The sequence below is a fragment of the Pseudomonas sp. LBUM1657 genome, from assembly GCF_059716075.1.
On record NZ_CP166799.1, the window covers coordinates 716,443 to 733,812 of the forward strand.

General features: G+C 60.8%; 17 protein-coding genes. 8 read left to right on the forward strand and 9 right to left on the reverse strand.

The features are described 5' to 3' along the window. Positions 1–2 precede the first annotated feature (2 nt). A complete protein-coding gene (locus tag ACA055_RS03215) occupies positions 3–896 on the forward strand; it encodes a PA4780 family RIO1-like protein kinase (protein ID WP_497682331.1) in 894 nt (297 codons plus the stop codon). Between the two features lie 210 nt (positions 897–1,106). Then, the gene (locus ACA055_RS03220; RefSeq protein ID WP_497682332.1) at positions 1,107–2,321 is read left to right on the forward strand and encodes an MFS transporter; all 1,215 of its coding nucleotides are present in this window, start codon (positions 1,107–1,109) and stop codon (positions 2,319–2,321) included. Here the strand turns inward: ACA055_RS03220 and cueR are convergent. The 3 genes from cueR to ACA055_RS03235 form a co-directional block, all read right to left on the reverse strand. Beyond that, the gene (cueR, locus tag ACA055_RS03225; protein WP_497682333.1) at positions 2,275–2,688 is read right to left on the reverse strand and encodes a Cu(I)-responsive transcriptional regulator; all 414 of its coding nucleotides are present in this window, start codon (positions 2,686–2,688) and stop codon (positions 2,275–2,277) included. The two genes, ACA055_RS03220 and cueR, sit on opposite strands and share 47 nt — an antisense overlap. Continuing rightward, on the reverse strand, positions 2,685–5,078 hold the full coding sequence (locus ACA055_RS03230; RefSeq protein ID WP_497682334.1) for a heavy metal translocating P-type ATPase: 2,394 nt from the start codon (positions 5,076–5,078) through the stop codon (positions 2,685–2,687). The genes cueR and ACA055_RS03230 overlap by 4 nt, the downstream gene beginning before the upstream one ends. A gap of 125 nt (positions 5,079–5,203) precedes the next feature. Further along, positions 5,204–5,587: a hypothetical protein gene (locus ACA055_RS03235; RefSeq protein WP_497682335.1), complete on the reverse strand. Its 384-nt coding sequence runs from the start codon at positions 5,585–5,587 to the stop codon at positions 5,204–5,206. Between the two features lie 147 nt (positions 5,588–5,734). On the opposite strand from ACA055_RS03235, the gene ACA055_RS03240 reads away from it, so the two are divergent. Beyond that, complete coding sequence (locus ACA055_RS03240; RefSeq protein WP_497682336.1) at positions 5,735–5,932, forward strand: heavy-metal-associated domain-containing protein; 198 nt, start codon at positions 5,735–5,737, stop codon at positions 5,930–5,932. 170 nt (positions 5,933–6,102) lie between these two features. Further along, entirely contained in the window at positions 6,103–7,299 is a 1,197-nt protein-coding gene (locus tag ACA055_RS03245) for a multidrug effflux MFS transporter (protein ID WP_497682337.1), read from the forward strand. 8 nt (positions 7,300–7,307) lie between these two features. Here the strand turns inward: ACA055_RS03245 and ACA055_RS03250 are convergent, their stop codons facing one another. The 3 genes from ACA055_RS03250 to ACA055_RS03260 form a co-directional block, all read right to left on the reverse strand. Next, entirely contained in the window at positions 7,308–7,478 is a 171-nt protein-coding gene (locus ACA055_RS03250) for a hypothetical protein (protein ID WP_497682338.1), read from the reverse strand. A 136-nt stretch (positions 7,479–7,614) separates the two neighbouring features. Continuing rightward, positions 7,615–8,628, reverse strand: coding sequence for a zinc-binding alcohol dehydrogenase family protein (locus ACA055_RS03255; RefSeq protein ID WP_497682339.1), 1,014 nt, complete (start codon positions 8,626–8,628; stop codon positions 7,615–7,617). A 33-nt stretch (positions 8,629–8,661) separates the two neighbouring features. Then, positions 8,662–8,955, reverse strand: coding sequence for a putative quinol monooxygenase (locus ACA055_RS03260; RefSeq protein ID WP_497682340.1), 294 nt, complete (start codon positions 8,953–8,955; stop codon positions 8,662–8,664). A gap of 116 nt (positions 8,956–9,071) precedes the next feature. Here ACA055_RS03260 and vimR point away from each other — a divergent pair, with 116 nt between their 5' ends. The 3 genes from vimR to ACA055_RS03275 all read left to right on the forward strand — a co-directional run bounded on the left by vimR (position 9,072) and on the right by ACA055_RS03275 (position 12,573). Next, positions 9,072–9,983 carry a transcription regulator VimR gene (vimR, locus tag ACA055_RS03265; protein ID WP_497682341.1) on the forward strand — a complete coding sequence of 304 codons (912 nt, stop codon included), beginning with the start codon at positions 9,072–9,074 and terminating at the stop codon, positions 9,981–9,983. Positions 9,984–10,319: 336 nt separating this feature from the next. Further along, entirely contained in the window at positions 10,320–11,054 is a 735-nt protein-coding gene (locus ACA055_RS03270) for an ArsR/SmtB family transcription factor (RefSeq protein WP_497682342.1), read from the forward strand. Between the two features lie 136 nt (positions 11,055–11,190). Beyond that, positions 11,191–12,573: an MFS transporter gene (locus tag ACA055_RS03275; RefSeq protein WP_497682343.1), complete on the forward strand. Its 1,383-nt coding sequence runs from the start codon at positions 11,191–11,193 to the stop codon at positions 12,571–12,573. Positions 12,574–12,677: 104 nt separating this feature from the next. Here the strand turns inward: ACA055_RS03275 and ACA055_RS03280 are convergent, their stop codons facing one another. The 3 genes from ACA055_RS03280 to ACA055_RS03290 form a co-directional block, all read right to left on the reverse strand. Continuing rightward, a complete protein-coding gene (locus ACA055_RS03280; RefSeq protein WP_497682344.1) occupies positions 12,678–13,631 on the reverse strand; it encodes an adenosine deaminase in 954 nt (317 codons plus the stop codon). A gap of 82 nt (positions 13,632–13,713) precedes the next feature. Continuing rightward, positions 13,714–14,679, reverse strand: coding sequence for a 2-oxoglutarate and iron-dependent oxygenase domain-containing protein (locus tag ACA055_RS03285; RefSeq protein ID WP_497682345.1), 966 nt, complete (start codon positions 14,677–14,679; stop codon positions 13,714–13,716). A 159-nt stretch (positions 14,680–14,838) separates the two neighbouring features. Then, positions 14,839–15,921 (reverse strand): BMP family ABC transporter substrate-binding protein, encoded by a 1,083-nt coding sequence (locus tag ACA055_RS03290; RefSeq protein WP_497682346.1) that lies wholly within the window; start codon positions 15,919–15,921, stop codon positions 14,839–14,841. A gap of 298 nt (positions 15,922–16,219) precedes the next feature. Between ACA055_RS03290 and ACA055_RS03295 the strand changes: the two genes are divergently transcribed. Further along, positions 16,220–17,308: a calcium:cation antiporter gene (locus tag ACA055_RS03295; RefSeq protein WP_497682347.1), complete on the forward strand. Its 1,089-nt coding sequence runs from the start codon at positions 16,220–16,222 to the stop codon at positions 17,306–17,308. Positions 17,309–17,370 lie beyond the last annotated feature (62 nt).

Below are 17,370 nucleotides of genomic sequence, written 5' to 3' on the forward strand. Positions count from 1 at the left end.
TGATGAAGACTCCAAAACGCATTGAACCCCTGATCGAGGACGGTCTGGTCGACGAGGTGCTGCGCCCACTCATGAGTGGTAAAGAAGCAGCTGTTTACGTGGTGCGCTGCGGTAACGAGTTACGTTGCGCGAAGGTCTACAAGGAGGCGAACAAACGCAGTTTTCGTCAGGCGGCCGAATATCAGGAAGGCCGCAAGGTGCGCAACAGCCGTCAGGCTCGAGCGATGGCCAAGGGCTCCAAGTTCGGCAAGAAAGAAACCGAAGACGCCTGGCAGAATGCCGAAGTGGCGGCTTTGTTCCGCCTGGCCGGCGCGGGTGTGCGGGTCCCCAAGCCTTACGACTTCCTTGAAGGCGTGCTGCTGATGGAGCTGGTGGCCGACGAGTACGGCGATGCCGCGCCGCGTCTGAACGACGTGGTGCTGGAGCCGGACCAGGCTCGCGAATATCACGCGTTTCTGATTTCCCAGATCGTGCTGATGTTGTGTACCGGTCTGGTGCACGGTGACCTGTCCGAGTTCAACGTACTGCTGACCCCGACCGGCCCGGTGATCATCGACCTGCCGCAAGCGGTGGACGCAGCGGGCAACAACCACGCGTTCAGCATGCTGGAGCGGGATGTCGGCAACATGGCATCCTACTTCGGGCGGTTTGCACCGGAGTTGAAAAAGACCCGGTACGCCAAGGAAATGTGGGCCCTGTACGAGGCCGGCACCTTGCACCCGGCCAGCATCCTGACCGGCGAGTTCGACGAGCCGGAAGAGCTGGCCGACGTGGGCGGGATCATGCGCGAGATCGAGGCCGCACGCCTCGACGAAGAGCGCAAGCAAGCGGTACGCGCCGCTGACGACGCGCCACCGGGCAAAACCGAAGAACCGCCTCCGCCCTGGATGCAGTAAACGGTTAACGAAAAACCCGGCTTCGGCCGGGTTTTTTATGGATACCCAAGCCCGAAATCTCCAAACACTGGAGACCCCTGTGGGAGCGGGCTTGCTCGCGAAGAGACCATCACATCCAACCTCAATGTCACCAGGCAGTCCGCTTTCGCGAGCAGGCTCGTTCCCACATACTGGCGGTTTTGGAAGCACTCGCACACTCAAGGATTGAATGTGAACTCTACCCGCAATGCCCAACTGATCATCTTCGCCCGTCTGATCTCGGACTTCGGCGCTTTCCTCAACATGGTCGCCCTGGCCACCTACGTTTATCTGCTCAGCAATAGCGCCATGAGTGTCGGCATTTTTCTCGCCAGTCGTGTGGCCGGCGGGATTTTTGCCAGTTTGATCGGCACCACTTTCTATCGTCGCTGGGTCGGGCGTATGCCGCTGATTGCTTTTGATCTGCTGCGCGCCGCGCTGTTGGGCCTGCTGCTGGTACTGCCGGTCGCCCAGCAAGCGCTGCTGTTGCCGGTCATCGCATTCGGCCTAGGGTTTGGCAATTCGATGTTTGCCATCGGCCTAAACAGTCAATTGCCGCACCTGATCAATCGCGAACACCTGCTCAAGACCAATGCCTGGATCACGTCGGCGTCGTCGGCGGCCATGGTGGGCGGGAGTCTGGTGGCAGGGCTTATGGTGGCGGCGTTTGGCTTTGAAACGGTGTTTGCGTTGAACGTGGTCACGTACCTGCTGGCCGCGCTGTTCATTGTGCCGTTACGGTTTTCCAGGCCTGCACCGAGTGCCGAGCCAGATCCCGAGCGTGGCGAGTGGTCCGCGCTGGTTCAGGGTTTGCGCACAGTTCCTGTAGTGGCGGCGATGTTGGCGGTCGCCATGGCCGACACTTTGGGCAGCGCCGCGCACAACGTAGGGTTTCCAATCATCTCCAAACTGCTGACCCCCGACTCGGCCAGCACCACGCTGGGCATGACGCTGGCGGTTTGGGCCAGCGGAAAACTGATCGGCGCACGGATCGCCAGCCACATGAAAGGCTCGGACAACGCACACCTGGAACGGCGGTTTTTCTTCGGCGTGTTACTGATGTCCTGCGGCTTCATCCTGATGTTCCAGCAGCAGACCCTCTACGGATTGTTGCTGTTCGCGCTGCCGGCCGGCCTCGGTGACGGTTTCTCGGAAGTCGGCCTGATGTCGCGCCTGCAACGTGAGCCCGACCGCCTGCGCCTGCCGATTTTCAGCTTCCTGACCCTGCTGCAAATGACCGGTTTCGGCGTCGGCATGCTGATCGCCGCGCCGTTTTACGCGTGGTGGACGCCAGGCGCGGTGGTGCTGCTATTTCACGGTATTCCTCTCACCACCTTGTTGGTGGTGAAGGCACTGGCAATCAGGGGCGAGCGGGTTCGGCGCAGCAGCCCGACTCCAGGTTCTTGAGGATCGGACAGTCCGGGCGGTGGTCGCCGTGACAGTGTTCGACCAGGTCCTGCAGGGTGTCGCGCAGTTGGCCGAGTTCACGGATTTTCTGGTTCAACTCGTCGATGTGCTGACGGGCCAGGGCCTTCACATCGGCACTGGCGCGTTGACGGTCCTGCCAGAGGGTCAGCAGCTTACCGACCTCTTCCAGCGAGAACCCCAGGTCCCGCGAGCGCTTGATGAACGCCAATGTGTGCAGGTCGTCGGCGCTGTACACCCGGTAGCCGCTGTCGGTGCGATGGGCCGCCTTGAGCAGGCCGATGGATTCGTAATAACGGATCATCTTTGCGCTCAGGCCGCTGTGGCGCGCCGCTTGGCCGATGTTCATCGGTTGTCCTCCAGATCCTTGGGTTTCCAGGTTTTCAACAGTAGCGCATTGCTCACCACACTGACGCTCGACAACGCCATGGCCGCACCAGCCAGTACCGGGTTGAGAAAGCCGAACGCCGCCAGTGGAATGCCGATCAGGTTATAGACGAAGGCCCAGAACAGGTTCTGCCGGATCTTCGCGTAAGTCTTGCGGCTGATCTCCAGCGCCGCTGGCACCAGCCGTGGGTCGCCCCGCATCAGGGTGATGCCGGCCGCGTGCATGGCCACATCGGTGCCGCCGCCCATGGCGATGCCGATGTCGGCGGCGGCCAGGGCCGGGGCGTCGTTGATGCCGTCGCCGACCATTGCCACCACGCCGGTTTTTTTCAGCGTGGCGACCGTGGCGGCTTTGTCCGCCGGCAGCACTTCGGCATGCACATCGGTGATGCCGAGGGCGTCGGCAACCACTTTGGCGCTGCCGCGATTGTCGCCAGTCAGCAGGTGGCTGCTGATATGGCGTGCATTGAGTTGTTGCACAGCTTGCAGCGCGCCGGGTTTGAGGGTATCCCCGAAGGCGAACAGGCCCAGCACCCGTGGCTCGGGACTTTGTTCGATCAGCCAGGACAGGGTCCGGCCTTCGGCTTCCCACGCGATTGCCGAGTCAGCCAACGAACCCGCGCTCAAACTGCTCTCTTCCAGGAGACGACGATTGCCCAGCGCCAGCCGCCGACCCTCAAGATTGCCAGCGATGCCGCGTCCGGTCAGGGACTGGCTGTCGGTGACATCGGCCACGGTCAAACCACGTTCGGCGCAAGCGTCCAGAACGGCTTTGGCCAGCGGGTGTTCGCTGCCCCGTTGCAGGGCGCCGGCCATTTGCAGCAGGCCGGCTTCGTCACCCTCGATCGCACTTAAATGGGCGATGCGCGGCGCACCCGAAGTCAGCGTGCCGGTCTTGTCGAAGACCACCGCACTGACTTCATGGGCACGCTCCAACGCTTCGGCGTCCTTGATCAGAATCCCGTAACGCGCCGCCACGCCGGTGCCGGCCATGATCGCCGTTGGCGTGGCGAGCCCCAGTGCGCAAGGGCAGGCGATCACCAGCACCGCGACGGCGTTGATCAACGCCGTTTCCAGCGGCGCGCCGTACAGCCACCAGCCGATCAAGGTCGCCAAGGCGATGAGCAGAACTGCGGGCACGAACACCTGGCTGACTTTATCCACCAGTTTCTGGATCGGTGCCTTCGCGGCTTGAGCGTCTTCCACCAGACGGATGATCCGCGCCAGCACGGTCTCCGCGCCCAACGCCTGGGTGCGAACCAGCAACCGGCCTTCGCCATTGATCGCACCACCGGTGACCTTGTCTCCGGGATGTTTCGGCACTGGCAGGCTTTCGCCGCTGATCAGCGCCTCATCGGCGTGGCTCTGGCCTTCCACCACCTCGCCGTCCACCGGGAAGCGTTCGCCGGGCTTGACCAGTACCAGGTCATTGAGGCGCAAGGCGCTGATGGCGACGTCCTGCTCGCGGCCATCGATCACCTGAATTGCCCGCTCTGGACGCAAGGCTTCAAGGGCGCGAATGGCGCTGGCGGTCTGACGCTTGGCGCGGCTTTCCAGGTATTTTCCCAACAACACCAAGGCGATCACTACGGCAGAGGCTTCGAAATACAGGTGCGGCAAGCGGCCGGCGGCGGTGGCCCATTCGTAGACACTCAAGCCATAACCGGCGCTGGTGCCCAAAGCGACGAGCAAATCCATGTTGCCAGCACCGGCGCGCACGGCTTTCCACGCGGCCACATAAAAGCGCGCGCCGAAAATGAATTGTACCGGCGTGGCCAGGGCGAATTGCACCCAGGCCGGAAGCATCCAGTGCACACCGAACGGTTGTAGCAGCATCGGCAGTACCAGCGGCAAGGCGAGGGCGATGGCCGCGAGCAAGGCCCAGCGTTCGCGGTGCAGGCGCTGTTGCTGGTTGTCGGTTTGCGGGTGTTCGACTTCCCAGACACTGGCGTTGTAGCCGGCCTTGGTCACGGCGGCGATCAAAGTGTGCGGATCGACCTGACCGAGCAGTTCAAGGTGAGCGCGCTCGTTGGCGAGGTTGACGCTGACGCTCTTCACCCCCGACACCTTGGCGAGTGCACGTTCGACCCGGCCGACGCACGACGCACAGGTCATGCCGTCGATGCTCAACTCGAGGCTCTGTTGCGGCACGCTGTAACCGGCCTGCTGAACGGCTTCCATCAAGGCCGGCAGGCTGTCGCTGGGCGCTTGAATCCGGGCCTGTTCGGTGGCCAGGTTGACGCTGACAGCGCTGGCGCCGATGACTTTGCTCAAGGCTCGCTCGACACGCCCGGCGCAACTGGCGCAGGTCATGCCGGCAATCGGCAGATCGAAAGTGATGGATTCGGACATAGGTCACGCTCCCTGTAGAAGATATCTGCAGGATCAACCTTGCCATGCTGGCAAGGTCAAGCGCCAATCTACAAATTGCCGCACGCTGGATCGGAGGCCATCACAGCCAACAACAAAAATTAATTTCAGTAGTCGAGGGCTGCCGGCTTCAAGTACATCCCTTCCTGTGTCATCGCAATCCGGAACTTCAGCACATCCCCGGCTTTGAGCGTGATGTTCTGCGAACCCGGTGCAAGCATGCCCGGGTTGCACCCCGGTGCCTGACCCGGCAGCAGTTTGAGGCGCAGGGATACATTGCCCGGCGGCAGGTTGAACGAGGTGCTTTGTTCCTGGAACAGCCGCGCCGACAATTGATCGTGGATATACACGCCGATCTCGCAGCTGGTCGCGACTTCCAGTCGTTCGCGGGAAATGATCAGCACGCCATAATCCTCCCCGGCGGCATTGACCGAGGGCACGGCGGCGAAAAGGCTGAGGAAGCCAAACAGGCTGAAAGCTGACCAGCGCATGGCTGAATCTCCTGAGGTCGAGTCATTGATGGACGCAGCTTGGCCGAGCGCGGCGACGATTGCCAGCCCGGCAGTTTGCGTCAGAACTTGACCTTGCCATGGTGGCAAGCTCAAGACTGCACGCAACCTCATCAAAGGAGTCATCCCATGCAAGTGTTCAACGTTGAAGGCATGTCCTGCGGTCACTGTGTCAAGGCTATCACTCAGGCCCTGCAAGCCCAGGACCCGGCCGCCAGTGTACGAGTCGATCTGGCCGCAAAAGAAGTCGGTGTCGAGAGTGCGTTGACGACTGAACAGGTAATCGCCGCCATCACCGAAGAAGGCTACGACGCCAAAGTCGCCTGAGGTCAGGCGCAATCCCTGTAGGAGCGAGCTTGCTCGCTCCTACAGGTTCTGTGTTTTAGCTGACCGGCATCAGTTGCCTGAGGGTTTTTAATAGTTAGCGAGCTATCGGAATGTTCAAGGCGTCCCGGCGCGGCTAGACTGTCGAGCTGCCGACCTCTACTGGATGCCTGATGAACTTCCGTACCATTCTGATTCTTGGCGCCCTGAGCGCTTTCGGTCCGTTGGCGATCGATTTCTATCTGCCGGCCTTCCCGGCGATGGCGCTGGCGTTCGGCACCGACGAAAACCACGTTCAGATGACGCTGGCGGCCTATTTCCTGGGCCTGTCTCTTGGCCAGCTGGCTTACGGCCCGGTGGCGGATCGTTTTGGGCGACGCATTCCGTTGCTGACCGGTGTCGGCTTGTTCACGGCAGCCTCATTGGCATGCGCCTATGCACCGAATCTCGAATGGCTGATCGGCGCGCGATTCATCCAGGCGCTGGGCGGCTGCGCAGGCATGGTGATTGCTCGGGCGATTGTCAGCGATAAATGCGATGCGGTGGGTTCGGCAAAAGTCTTTTCGCAGTTGATGCTGGTGATGGGGCTGGCGCCGATTCTTGCGCCAATGCTGGGCGGGCTATTGGTCAATACCACAGGCTGGCAGTCGATCTTTCTAGCGTTGACCGGATTCAGTGCCTTGGCCGGGCTGGCGGTGGCGCTTGGGTTGCCGGAGAGTCTGCCCGCCCACGTGCCACGCCAACCGTTGTCGGGGGCGTTGCGTCAGTACGGGCGGTTGCTGGCGGATCCGGTGTTCCTCGGCCATGCGCTGACCGGTGGCATCGCCATCGCCGGGATGTTTGCCTACATCGCCGGTTCACCGTTCGTGTTCATCAAGCTCTACGGCGTACCGCCCGAACATTTCGGCTGGCTGTTCGGTACCAACGCGGCGGGTTTCATCCTGGTGGCGCAGGTCAACGCACGACTGCTGGCCAAGCGTGGTCCGGCGTTCCTGTTGGCGCGTGCCGTGTGGGTTTACCTGGGCGCCGGCCTGACGCTGCTCGCCGTCAGTGCGTTGCACACCGAGCAATTATGGCCACTGCTGATTCCACTGTTTATCTGTATCGCCAGCCTGGGTTGCATCCTCCCCAACGCTTCGGCTTGCGCCATGAACGGCCAGGGCGCCCGGGCCGGCAGTGCATCGGCGATGCTCGGTTGCCTGCAATTCAGCGTCGCCGCAGGGGCAGCGGCGTTGGTGGCTGTTTTACACGATGGCAGCGCCATGCCGATGGCCATGGTCATCAGCCTATGCGCAATTCTGGTGGTGAGCGTGGCGATGCTCACCCGGCGGTTGCAAAATGCCCGGGCATTGGCAAAAGCCCCGGTCTGAGGACAGACTCAGCCAGCAGCGCGCTGCTGGTGGTCAACAATTTGATGAGGTGCGTGCAGGCGCGCTTCCAGGGTTCGGGTAAAGGCGCGAGCTTCGGCTTCGCTGCGAAATGTCACGGTGTGTTGGTCCAGGCGGACCTGCCACTGGGATTTTGCCACTTCTTTTATCAGGATCTTCATTGCTGACCTCCTATCGTAAAAGATTGCATCGCAGAGGACTCGATTGTAGACCCGAATACGATCGCAATTGTGACAACGGTCAACTCTCTGACTGACGGTGTCGCCCACCTGCGGACGACACCTGTGTCATCTCGCTTCAGAACCCTTCAAGCACAATTTTACCCTTGGATTTACCGCTTTCCAGCAGTTCATGGGCGCGACGCAGGTTGGCGGCGTTGATGGTCCCGAAGTGCTCGCCGACCGTGGTTTTCAGCGTTCCGGCATCGATCAGCCCGGCCACGCGGTTGAGCAATTTATGCTGCTCGATCATGTCTGCGGTTTCGAATAGTGAACGGGTGTACATGAACTCCCAGTGCAGCGACAGGCTCTTGCGCTTGAGCTTGGTCACGTCCAGCGCCTTCGGATCATCAATCAACGCCAGTTTGCCTTGCGGCGCCAACGCCTCGACCAGTTGATCCAGGTGATGGTCGGTCTGGGTCAGGCTGGCGACGTGGGACACCTGATCAACCCCCGCACGTTTGAGTTCTTCGCTCAGCGGCTGACTGTGATCGATCACCAGATCAGCCCCGAGCTCAGCGACCCAGCTCTGGGTTTGCGGGCGGGACGCGGTGCCAATGACTTTCAGCCCGGTGAGCTGGCTGGCCAGTTGCGTGAGGATCGAACCTACACCGCCAGCGGCGCCGACGATCAGCAGGCTCTGGCCTTCATCGGTTTTGCCTTCACGCACTTGCAGGCGTTCGAAGAGTAATTCCCACGCGGTGATGGCTGTCAGCGGCAGCGCGGCGGCTTCGGCGAAACCGAGGGTTTTCGGCATATGGCCGACGATCCGCTCATCCACCACATGCAGCTCGCTGTTGCCGCCGGCACGGGCGATGGAACCGGCGTAGAACACTTTGTCACCGGCCTTGAACAGCGTCACTTCACTGCCGACTGACTTGACCACGCCGGCCACATCCCAGCCCAGCACTTTCGGCGCGCCAGCTTCTGGCTGGACGTTCTGCCGGACCTTGGTGTCCACCGGGTTGACCGAGATGGCTTTGACTTCCACCAACAGGTCACGCGGCCCAGCGACAGGCTCTGGCAATTCAATGTCTTGCAGGGATTTTTCGTCGCTGATTGGCAGGGACGCGTAGTAGGCAATGGCTTTCATTGGGAGGACTCCGTAAGCGTAAAAAAGAGAGGGTCAGACCACGGAGCGCAGGCGCTTGAGTTCAAAGTGTTCAAGGAAGTCGCCGGCCTTGGCGCGGAAGTTCTGGATATGCGCGCTGTCGTCGTGGGCTTGCAGGGCTTCGTCACTGCTCCATTTTTCGATCATGTAGAAGGCCAGAGGATTGGCGAGGTCCTGGTGCAAGTCGTATTGGCCACAACCGGCCTCGGCGCGGGTCGGTTCCAGCAGCGCACGCAAGTGCTGTTCGAGGACGTCCTGCTGGTCGGCTTTGGCGATCAGGGTGGCAATGGCGGTAAACGGCTGGGACATGTTCGACTCCGGGAACGGGATGATTTCGATGGAGCAGATGATTGGCTATTTCTCCGCAAGATAAAACCCGCTAAAACAGCAGTCTCTTTCAATATTTTTTTGATAATGGAGGCTAAATGCTGCGTTTCGATGACTTGCAGTTATTCGTCCGGGCTGCGGACCTGGGCAGTCTGTCGGCCGCGGCGCGTGGCATGGACATGTCGGCGGCGGTGGCCAGTGCGGCGTTGAAACGCATCGAACAGCAACTCGGCGCCCGGTTGCTCGCCCGTTCCACCCGCAGCCTGCGCCTGACCGCCGAGGGCGAGGGCTTTCTCGAATACGCTCGGGCGGCCTTGAGCAATCTCGATGAGGGCCGACGTTTGTTGGCTAGCGGCCAAGACCAGGTCAGCGGGATTTTGCAGCTGTCGGCGCCTTCGGACTTTGGCCGTAACCTGCTGTTGCCATGGCTGGATGAGTTTCAACGCGAGCATCCGAAACTCACCGTGCGTTTGCTGCTGGGGGACCGCATCGCCGACCTGTTCCGCCAACCGGTGGACATTGCCCTGCGTTATGGCGAACCGGAAGACTCCAGCCTGGTGGCCCTGCCCATCGCCCCGCAGAATCGCCGCGTCCTCTGTGCCGCCCCGAGTTACCTGGCCCGGCATGGCGAGCCACGGCATCTGGAGCAACTGGCCCAGCACAATTGCCTGCTGTTCATGCTCGGTAGCCGGGTCCATGACCACTGGAGTTTCCACGACGGTAAACGCGAGGTCAGCCTGACCGTCAGCGGTGATCGCTTCAGTGACGATGCCGATGTGGTGCGACTGTGGGCCGTGGCGGGTGCCGGTATCGCTTATAAGTCCTGGCTCGATGTGGCGGCCGATGTCCTGGCCGGTCGCTTGAAAGTGCTCATGCCGGAGCTGCTCTGTGAGCGCGCACCTCTGAATTTGCTGTGCGCCCATCGCGCACAATTGAGTAAGCCGGTTAACCTTTTACGGGAAATGCTTGCCATTCGATGCGCCCGTTTAAGTGGCCAATTTCCGATGTAATCGGGCATCGATCATTAGTCGCAGGCAAAAAGCGAAATTTCTCTCAGCAACAATCACCCGCAAGGGTTTCCCAAGGGCAGGAACCGGCGGTTAACCCGCTTATACTAGCGCCCGCCTCATGTACGCACCGTCGACCTCGCACTAGCGGGTTCACGCTCGATTCAGCCAGGCCCCAAGGTCAATCGCCAGTGCTTCACAAAATCCGTGAAGGACCGGCCTTTGCAAGTGGGTGGCTTTGCCTCGGCTCATGGCGGTTTGCGCGTCTTGGCCGACGACACATTACTGGTCAAGATGTCTCTGAGCAGTAGACGAAACGATTCAACAGGGAGTGAATACATGGAACATGCACCTTGCATCAGTCAGATCGCCACGTTGCTGGCTGACCCAAAGCGCAGCGCAATGATGTGGGCCTTGATGGACGGCTCGGCGCGACAAACCGAAGAGCTGGCGCTGTTGGCCGGCCTGTCACCGTCTTCGGCCAGTGCACACCTGGGGCGTTTGTCCGCCGGAGGTCTGTTGAAAGTCGAAACCCGCGGCCGCAAGCGGTTCTTCCGACTGGCCGCGCCCGAAGTCGGCGCTGCCATAGAAGCACTGGCCAGCGCTACCCTGGCCAGCTCGCCGCGGGAAATTCCGGACATCTTCAAACGCACGACACCCATCGCCAAACCTCAGGCGGCGCCTTCGTCATTGTTGCGCGCCCGACTGTGCGGCGAGCATCTGGGAGGCACCCTGGCCGCCGACCTCTACCAGCGTCTGCTGGATGCGGGCTGGATCGAGCAGTTCGATCAGCGGGTGATGATCACGCACAAAGGCGCAACGCAATTGGCGTCGCGCGGCGTGTTCGTCCAGGCGCTGGCGCAAAGCAACGGCAGGGCTGCCTGCGCGTGTCCTGACTGGAGCGAAAGACGCCCGCACATGGGCGGTTCACTGGGGGCGGCGTTGCTGCAATTGTTCATGCAGTCCGGCTGGCTGAGCCTGCCCAACGATTCGCGCGCCTTGCAGATCACCGCGGCAGGGCAGCGTGAAATCCATCGTTTTGCCAAGGAAACCGAGCTGGAAATGGCGCATTAGAGCCATTTGAGGGCGACGTCCGGGGCTCGGGGTTCCTGGCGTCGTTCAGAGTTGTGGACAGGTCGCATCCAGCAATAACCCCCAGCGGCTATCACGCACACTCGAACCGGGGACTTTCGGATTTGGGGGATGTGTCATGGATACACGAGGCTTCAGCGCGGCAGAACGACTGGAACGGCTGCCCATCAGCGGCTATCACCGCATCATTTTCATCATCATTGCCCTGGCGTTTTTCTTCGACTCCATGGACCTGGCGATGATGACCTTCTTGCTCGGCTCGATCAAAACCGAGTTCGGCCTGAGCACGGCGCAGGCCGGGTTACTGGCCAGCTCGAGTTTTTTCGGGATGGTCGTGGGAGCGTCGCTGTCCGGTCTGCTCGCCGACCGTTTCGGCCGTAAACCGGTGTTTCAGTGGAGCATCGTGTTGTGGGGCATTGCCAGTTATCTGTGTTCCACGGCGCAGAACGTCGAAACGCTGACGTTGTTCCGAATCCTGTTGGGAATCGGCATGGGCATGGAGTTTCCCATCGCTCAGTCGATGCTTTCCGAACTGATTCCGGCCAAGGGGCGCGGGCGGTATATCGCATTGATGGATGGCTTCTGGCCGCTGGGTTTCGTCGCTGCCGGGGTGCTCTCGTACTTCCTGTTGCCGGTGATTGGCTGGCGCGACATCTTCCTGGTCCTGGCTGTACCGGCGGTGTTTGTCCTGGCGATTCGTTTTTTCATTCCCGAGTCACCGCGCTGGCTGGAACAGGCGGGGCGCGATGAGGAGGCGGACAATGTCTTGCTGCGCATCGAAGATCGGGTCCGCACATCACTGGGGCGATCGGATCTGCCTGAGCCCATTCGCCTGCCGCGCGCAGCGAGTACGCCAGGCAACTTCTTTTCCGCGTTGCGCGAGATCTGGTCGCCACTGTACCGCCAGCGCACGATGATGATCTGGAGCGTGTGGTTCTTTGCCTTGCTCGGTTTTTACGGCCTGACGTCCTGGCTCAGCGCCTTGCTGCAACAGTCGGGTTTCGCCGTGACTCAGTCGGTCTACTACACCGTGCTGATTTCCCTCGGCGGGATTCCCGGTTTCCTGATGGCCGCCTGGCTGGTGGAGCGCTGGGGGCGTAAACCGGTGTGCGTCGTGACGTTGCTCGGCGGCGGGGTGATGGCGTTTCTTTATGGGCAGAGCGCCGTGTTTGGCGGCAACGTCAGTCTGCTGATTGCCTCGGGCCTGTTGATGCAGTTCTTTCTGTTCGGCATGTGGGCGGTGCTCTACACCTACACCCCGGAGTTGTACCCGACATCGGCGCGTGCCACCGGCTCGGGTTTCGCTTCGGCTATCGGCCGCGTGGGGTCACTGCTCGGACCGTTGGTGACCGGGCTGGTGTTTCCAATCACCGGGCAGGGCGGGGTGTTTGCACTGGGTGCGATGTGCTTTGCGATTGCGGCGGGGGTGGTGTGGATGTTCGGGATGGAGACGCGGGGCAAGACGCTGGAGGAGTTGAGCGAGGCCACGATTGTCGGCTAAACACCGATTGAATGTGGGAGCGGCGGTGTGTCAGTCACCGATGATGTTGACTGACACGCCGCCTTCGCGAGCAAGTCCGCTCCCACAGGGTTACGCGATGAGTCTTACGGTTTGATCAGCCTGGCATCCAGGCTGTTCTGCGCCAGGCGCTTGGCCTGATCCTGAGTCATGCCAAGATCGGTATACAGCGCATGGAAGTTCTCGGTCACATACCCGCCAAAGTACGCCGGGTCATCGGAGTTCACGGTCACTTTCACGCCACGTTCGAGCATGTCGAGAATGTTGTGCTGGGACATGTGATCGAACACGCAAAGCTTGGTGTTGGACAACGGGCACACGGTCAGCGGGATCTGCTCGTCGATGATCCGCTGCATCAAGCGCTCGTCTTCGATGGCGCGCACGCCATGGTCGATGCGCTGGATTTTCAACAGGTCGAGGGCTTCCCAGATGTACTCGGGTGGACCTTCTTCACCGGCGTGGGCGACGGTCAGGAAGCCTTCGCCGCGAGCACGATCAAACACGCGCTGGAACTTGCTCGGCGGGTGGCCCATTTCGGAACTGTCCAGGCCGACGGCGACGAACGCATCGCGGAACGGCAGCGCCTGGTCGAGGGTCTTCTCGGCTTCTTCTTCGCTCAAGTGGCGCAGGAAACTCAGGATCAAACCGCTGGTGATGCCCAGTTGCTGCTCGCCATCCTTCAACGCAGCGGCGATGCCGTTGAGCACCACTTCGAACGGGATACCACGGTCGGTGTGGGTCTGCGGGTCGAAGAACGGTTCGGTGTGAATCACGTTCTGCGCCTTGCAGCGCAACAGGTAGGCCCAGGTCAGGTCGTAGAAATCCTGAGAAGTGCGCAGCACGTCGGCGCCCTGGTAATACAGGTCGAGAAACTCTTGCAGGTTGTTGAAGGCGTAGGCCTTGCGCAGGGTTTCGACGTCGCTCCACGGCAGGGCGATCTTGTTGCGTTCGGCCAGGGCGAACAGCAGCTCGGGCTCCAGTGAGCCTTCCAGGTGCAGGTGCAGTTCTGCCTTGGGCAGGGCGTTCAGCCAGTCGTACATATTCTTTTCTCATCAGGTGCAGATGGCGAGCATTCTACAGGTGCTCGTGGAAACAATTGGCAAAACCTGACCAGCCGGTTCATTACACTGCTTCCTGCTCCCGTCGATAAGCGTAGGTGTCGGCGAAGCGCGAGAGCAAGAATTCGGCGCAGGTGGTGGCCGGATACTTCGCCGGGTGCCGTTCATCCTGGCATCCGGGCAGGCATTCGATGGCCGTGTCGGGGTGCGGCTCGGCGAAGAACGGCATCGAGTAACGGTCCACCCCCAGTGGGCTGATTACCCGGTGCGGCGTCGACAGGTAACGGTCGTTGCTCCAGCGCGCCATCATGTCGCCGAGGTTGACCACAAACGTGCCGTCGATCGGCGGTGCATCGATCCATTCACCGCGCACATTGCGCACTTGCAGGCCACCGGCGGCATCCTGGTAAAGCAGAGTGATGCAGCCGTAATCGGTATGGGCACCGGCACCTTGCTGTTCTTCGGAACTGGCGGTGTCACGCGGTGGGTAATGAATCATCCGCAGCACGCTGACCGGCTGGTTGAAACGTGTGTCGAAAAAGTCGCGCTCGATACCCAGGGCCAGCGTCATCGCGCGTAACAGGGTTTGCGCGAGGGCCTGCATGTCGACGTAGTGCTGCTCCATCAGCGATTCCCAACCGGGCATCGATGGATGGCGGTTCGGGCCGCGCAGAGGTTTTTCCGCCAGCACCTCGGGATGATCGGCTGGCAGGTGCAGGCCCATGTCGAAGGTTTCTTTCAGGTCGCTGGGTTTGCTCGGGTCGAGTTGCTCGGTGGCGATCGCGCCGTAACCGCGATGGTGCTTGGTCTGGGTGATGTCGATCTTGAGTTTTTCGGCGGCGGGCAGGGCGAAGAAACGTTGGGCGCTGTCGAGCACTGCGTCGATGCGCGATGGGCTGATCGGATGACCCTTGATGTAGAAAAAGCCCCACTCGCGACAGGCGTGATCGATTTGGGTGGCGACTGACTGCCAGGCGGTTTGGTCATCGCTGTAGAGCGGGGCGATGTCGATGATCGGGAGTTGGTTCATGCGCAGTCCTTGAAAACCCTGAAAATCCGATGTGGGAGCGGCGGTGCGGCGATCCGACTTGCTCGCGAAAGCGGTGTGTCAGCCGGCATCAATGTTAAATGTACTGCCGCTTTCGCGAGCAAGCCCGCTCCCACAGGGAGATTGTGTTTGGCTCGTGAATTACTTCGGTATCTCCGCCTTCATGCCTTCAACGTAGTAGTTCATTGATGCCAGCTCCGTGTTGGTCGCGCTCGCACCGGCCGCAATTTTCTCGACCCCGGCCTGATCCTTGATCGGCCCGGTAAACGGATGCAGCGCACCGCTCTTGATGTCAGCAATGAGCTGCTCCGCTTCGGTCTTCACCGCGGCCGGCACCAGATCGCTGATCGGCAACTCAACGGTGCCTTCCTTCAAACCACCCCAGTAATCCTGGGTTTTCCAGCCGTGATCGAGCACGCTCTGGGTCGCCTGAATGTAGTGCGGACCCCAGTCGTTCACGATCGAGGTCAGTACCGCTTTCGGTCCGAAGTGGGCCATGTCCGAAGCGTAGCCGACGGCATACACCCCGCGACGTTCGGCAGCCTGGATCGGCGCCGGGCTGTCGGTGTGCTGGAACACCACGTCCACGCCCTGGTCGATCAGCGCGTTGGCCGCATCAGCTTCCTTGCCCGGATCGAACCAGGAATTGACCCACACCACCTTGATCTCGGTGCCGGGGTTGTACTTGTTCAGGGCCAGTTGAATGGCATTGATGTCGCGGATCACTTCCGGGATCGGGAACGAGGCGACGTAGCCAATCTTTTTGGTCTTGGTCATCTTCGCCGCGAGGAAGCCGCCCACATAACGACCTTCGTAAGTACGCGCCAGGTAGGTGCCCAGGTTCTTGTCCTGCTTGTAGCCGGTGGCGTGTTCGAAGGTCACCTTGGGAAATTGTCTGGCGACTTTCAGGGTCGGGTTCATGTAGCCGAAGGAGGTGGTGAAAATCAGGTCGTACTTGTCCTTGGCCATGTTGCGGATCACCCGTTCGGCGTCGGCGCCTTCGGCAACGTTTTCCACGTAGTGGGTGGTGATCTGGTCGCCGAATTTCTGCGCCAGCTCTTTGCGCCCCTGTTCATGCTGATACGTCCAGCCGTGGTCCCCGATCGGGCCGATATAGACGAAGCCGACTTTCAGCGGGTCGGCGGCACTGGCGGTCAGGCTGACGCTTAGACCGATGGCCGCGGCAACGGCGCCAAGCAGCTTCTTCAACGGACGTTTGTGCATGAATTCGAACTCCATGTTGTTGTGAGGTTGGCAAGGTCAATGCAAATTGCTGACCAACAAGACAACAAAATCATCGAAACCGTGATGACGCCTTCGCGAGCAAGCCCGCTCCCACAGGATTTGCGCAAATCCTGTGGGAGCGGGCTTGCCCGCGAAGGGGCCGGTAAGGCCAATAAAAGTGCATGCCCCGAACCGGTTGCCATCCACTGGTGCGCTAAGGTGTAACGAAACGTTAGCGCCGCCCCGCAGTCAGTAGCTCATCGCTCTGGTTTCGCTCCACTCGGCAAAAAGGCCCGCAATGCTCACATTCCTCAAGCAAGAAACATTTCTGCTGCTGGCCCTGATCGCTGCCTTCATCGCCTATCCGTTGGAGCACTGGTTGTTGCACAGTGGCCAGCCCATCGCACTGAGCGCCGGCCTGGTATTGATCGCCTTCATCGTCGTCGCCTCCATGCGCGTCGCCCATCACGCCGAACTGCTCGCCGAAAAAGTCGGTGACCCCTACGGCACGATGATCCTGACCCTGGCCGCCGTGCTGGTGGAAGTGGTGATCCTGGCGATCATGATGAGCAACGAAGCCTCGCCGACCTTGGTGCGCGACACCATCTATTCGGCGGTGATGCTCGATATCAACGGCATCCTCGGCCTGGCCGCGTTGATGGGCGGGATCAAGCATGGCGAACAGTCCTACAACGACGACTCGGCGCGCAGCTACAGCGTGATGATCCTCACTGCCATGGGCGTTTCCATGGTGGTGCCGGAGTTCATTCCCGAGGCCAACTGGAAACTTTATTCGGCGTTCACCATTGGCGCGATGGTCATGCTCTACACGCTGTTCCTGCGGATGCAGGTCGGGCCGCACAGTTATTTCTTCAGCTACAGCTACCCGGAAAAACGCCGCAAGAAAGCGCCGAGTGACGCGCCGGAACCGATCAATCTGGGGCTGAGCATCGCGACGTTGGTGTTCGGAGTGGTGGTGATAGGCGCACTGGCGGAAGTGATGTCCAAAACCCTCGACCTGGGCCTGGAAGGAACGGGCGCACCGCCGGTGATCACGGCGATCCTGGTGGCGGCGATCTCCGCGGCGCCGGAGATTCTGACCGCGTTGCGGGCGGCGTTGGCCAATCGCATGCAATCAGTGGTGAACATCGCCATGGGCGCGTCGCTGTCGACGGTGATCCTGACGGTGCCAGTGATGGAAGCAATGGCGCTTTACACCGGTCAGCCGTTCCAGATGGCCATGACTCCGGTGCAGACCGTGATGATCTTCCTCACCCTGATCGTCAGCGCGATCAACCTCAACGACGGCGAAACCAATGCCATCGAAGGGATGACCCATTTTGTGCTGTTTGCGACGTTCATCATGTTGTCGCTGCTGGGTCTTTAAACCCAACCGGATCAAAAATGTGGGAGCGGGCTTGCTCGCTCCCACAGTTGTCAGTTGTTGTG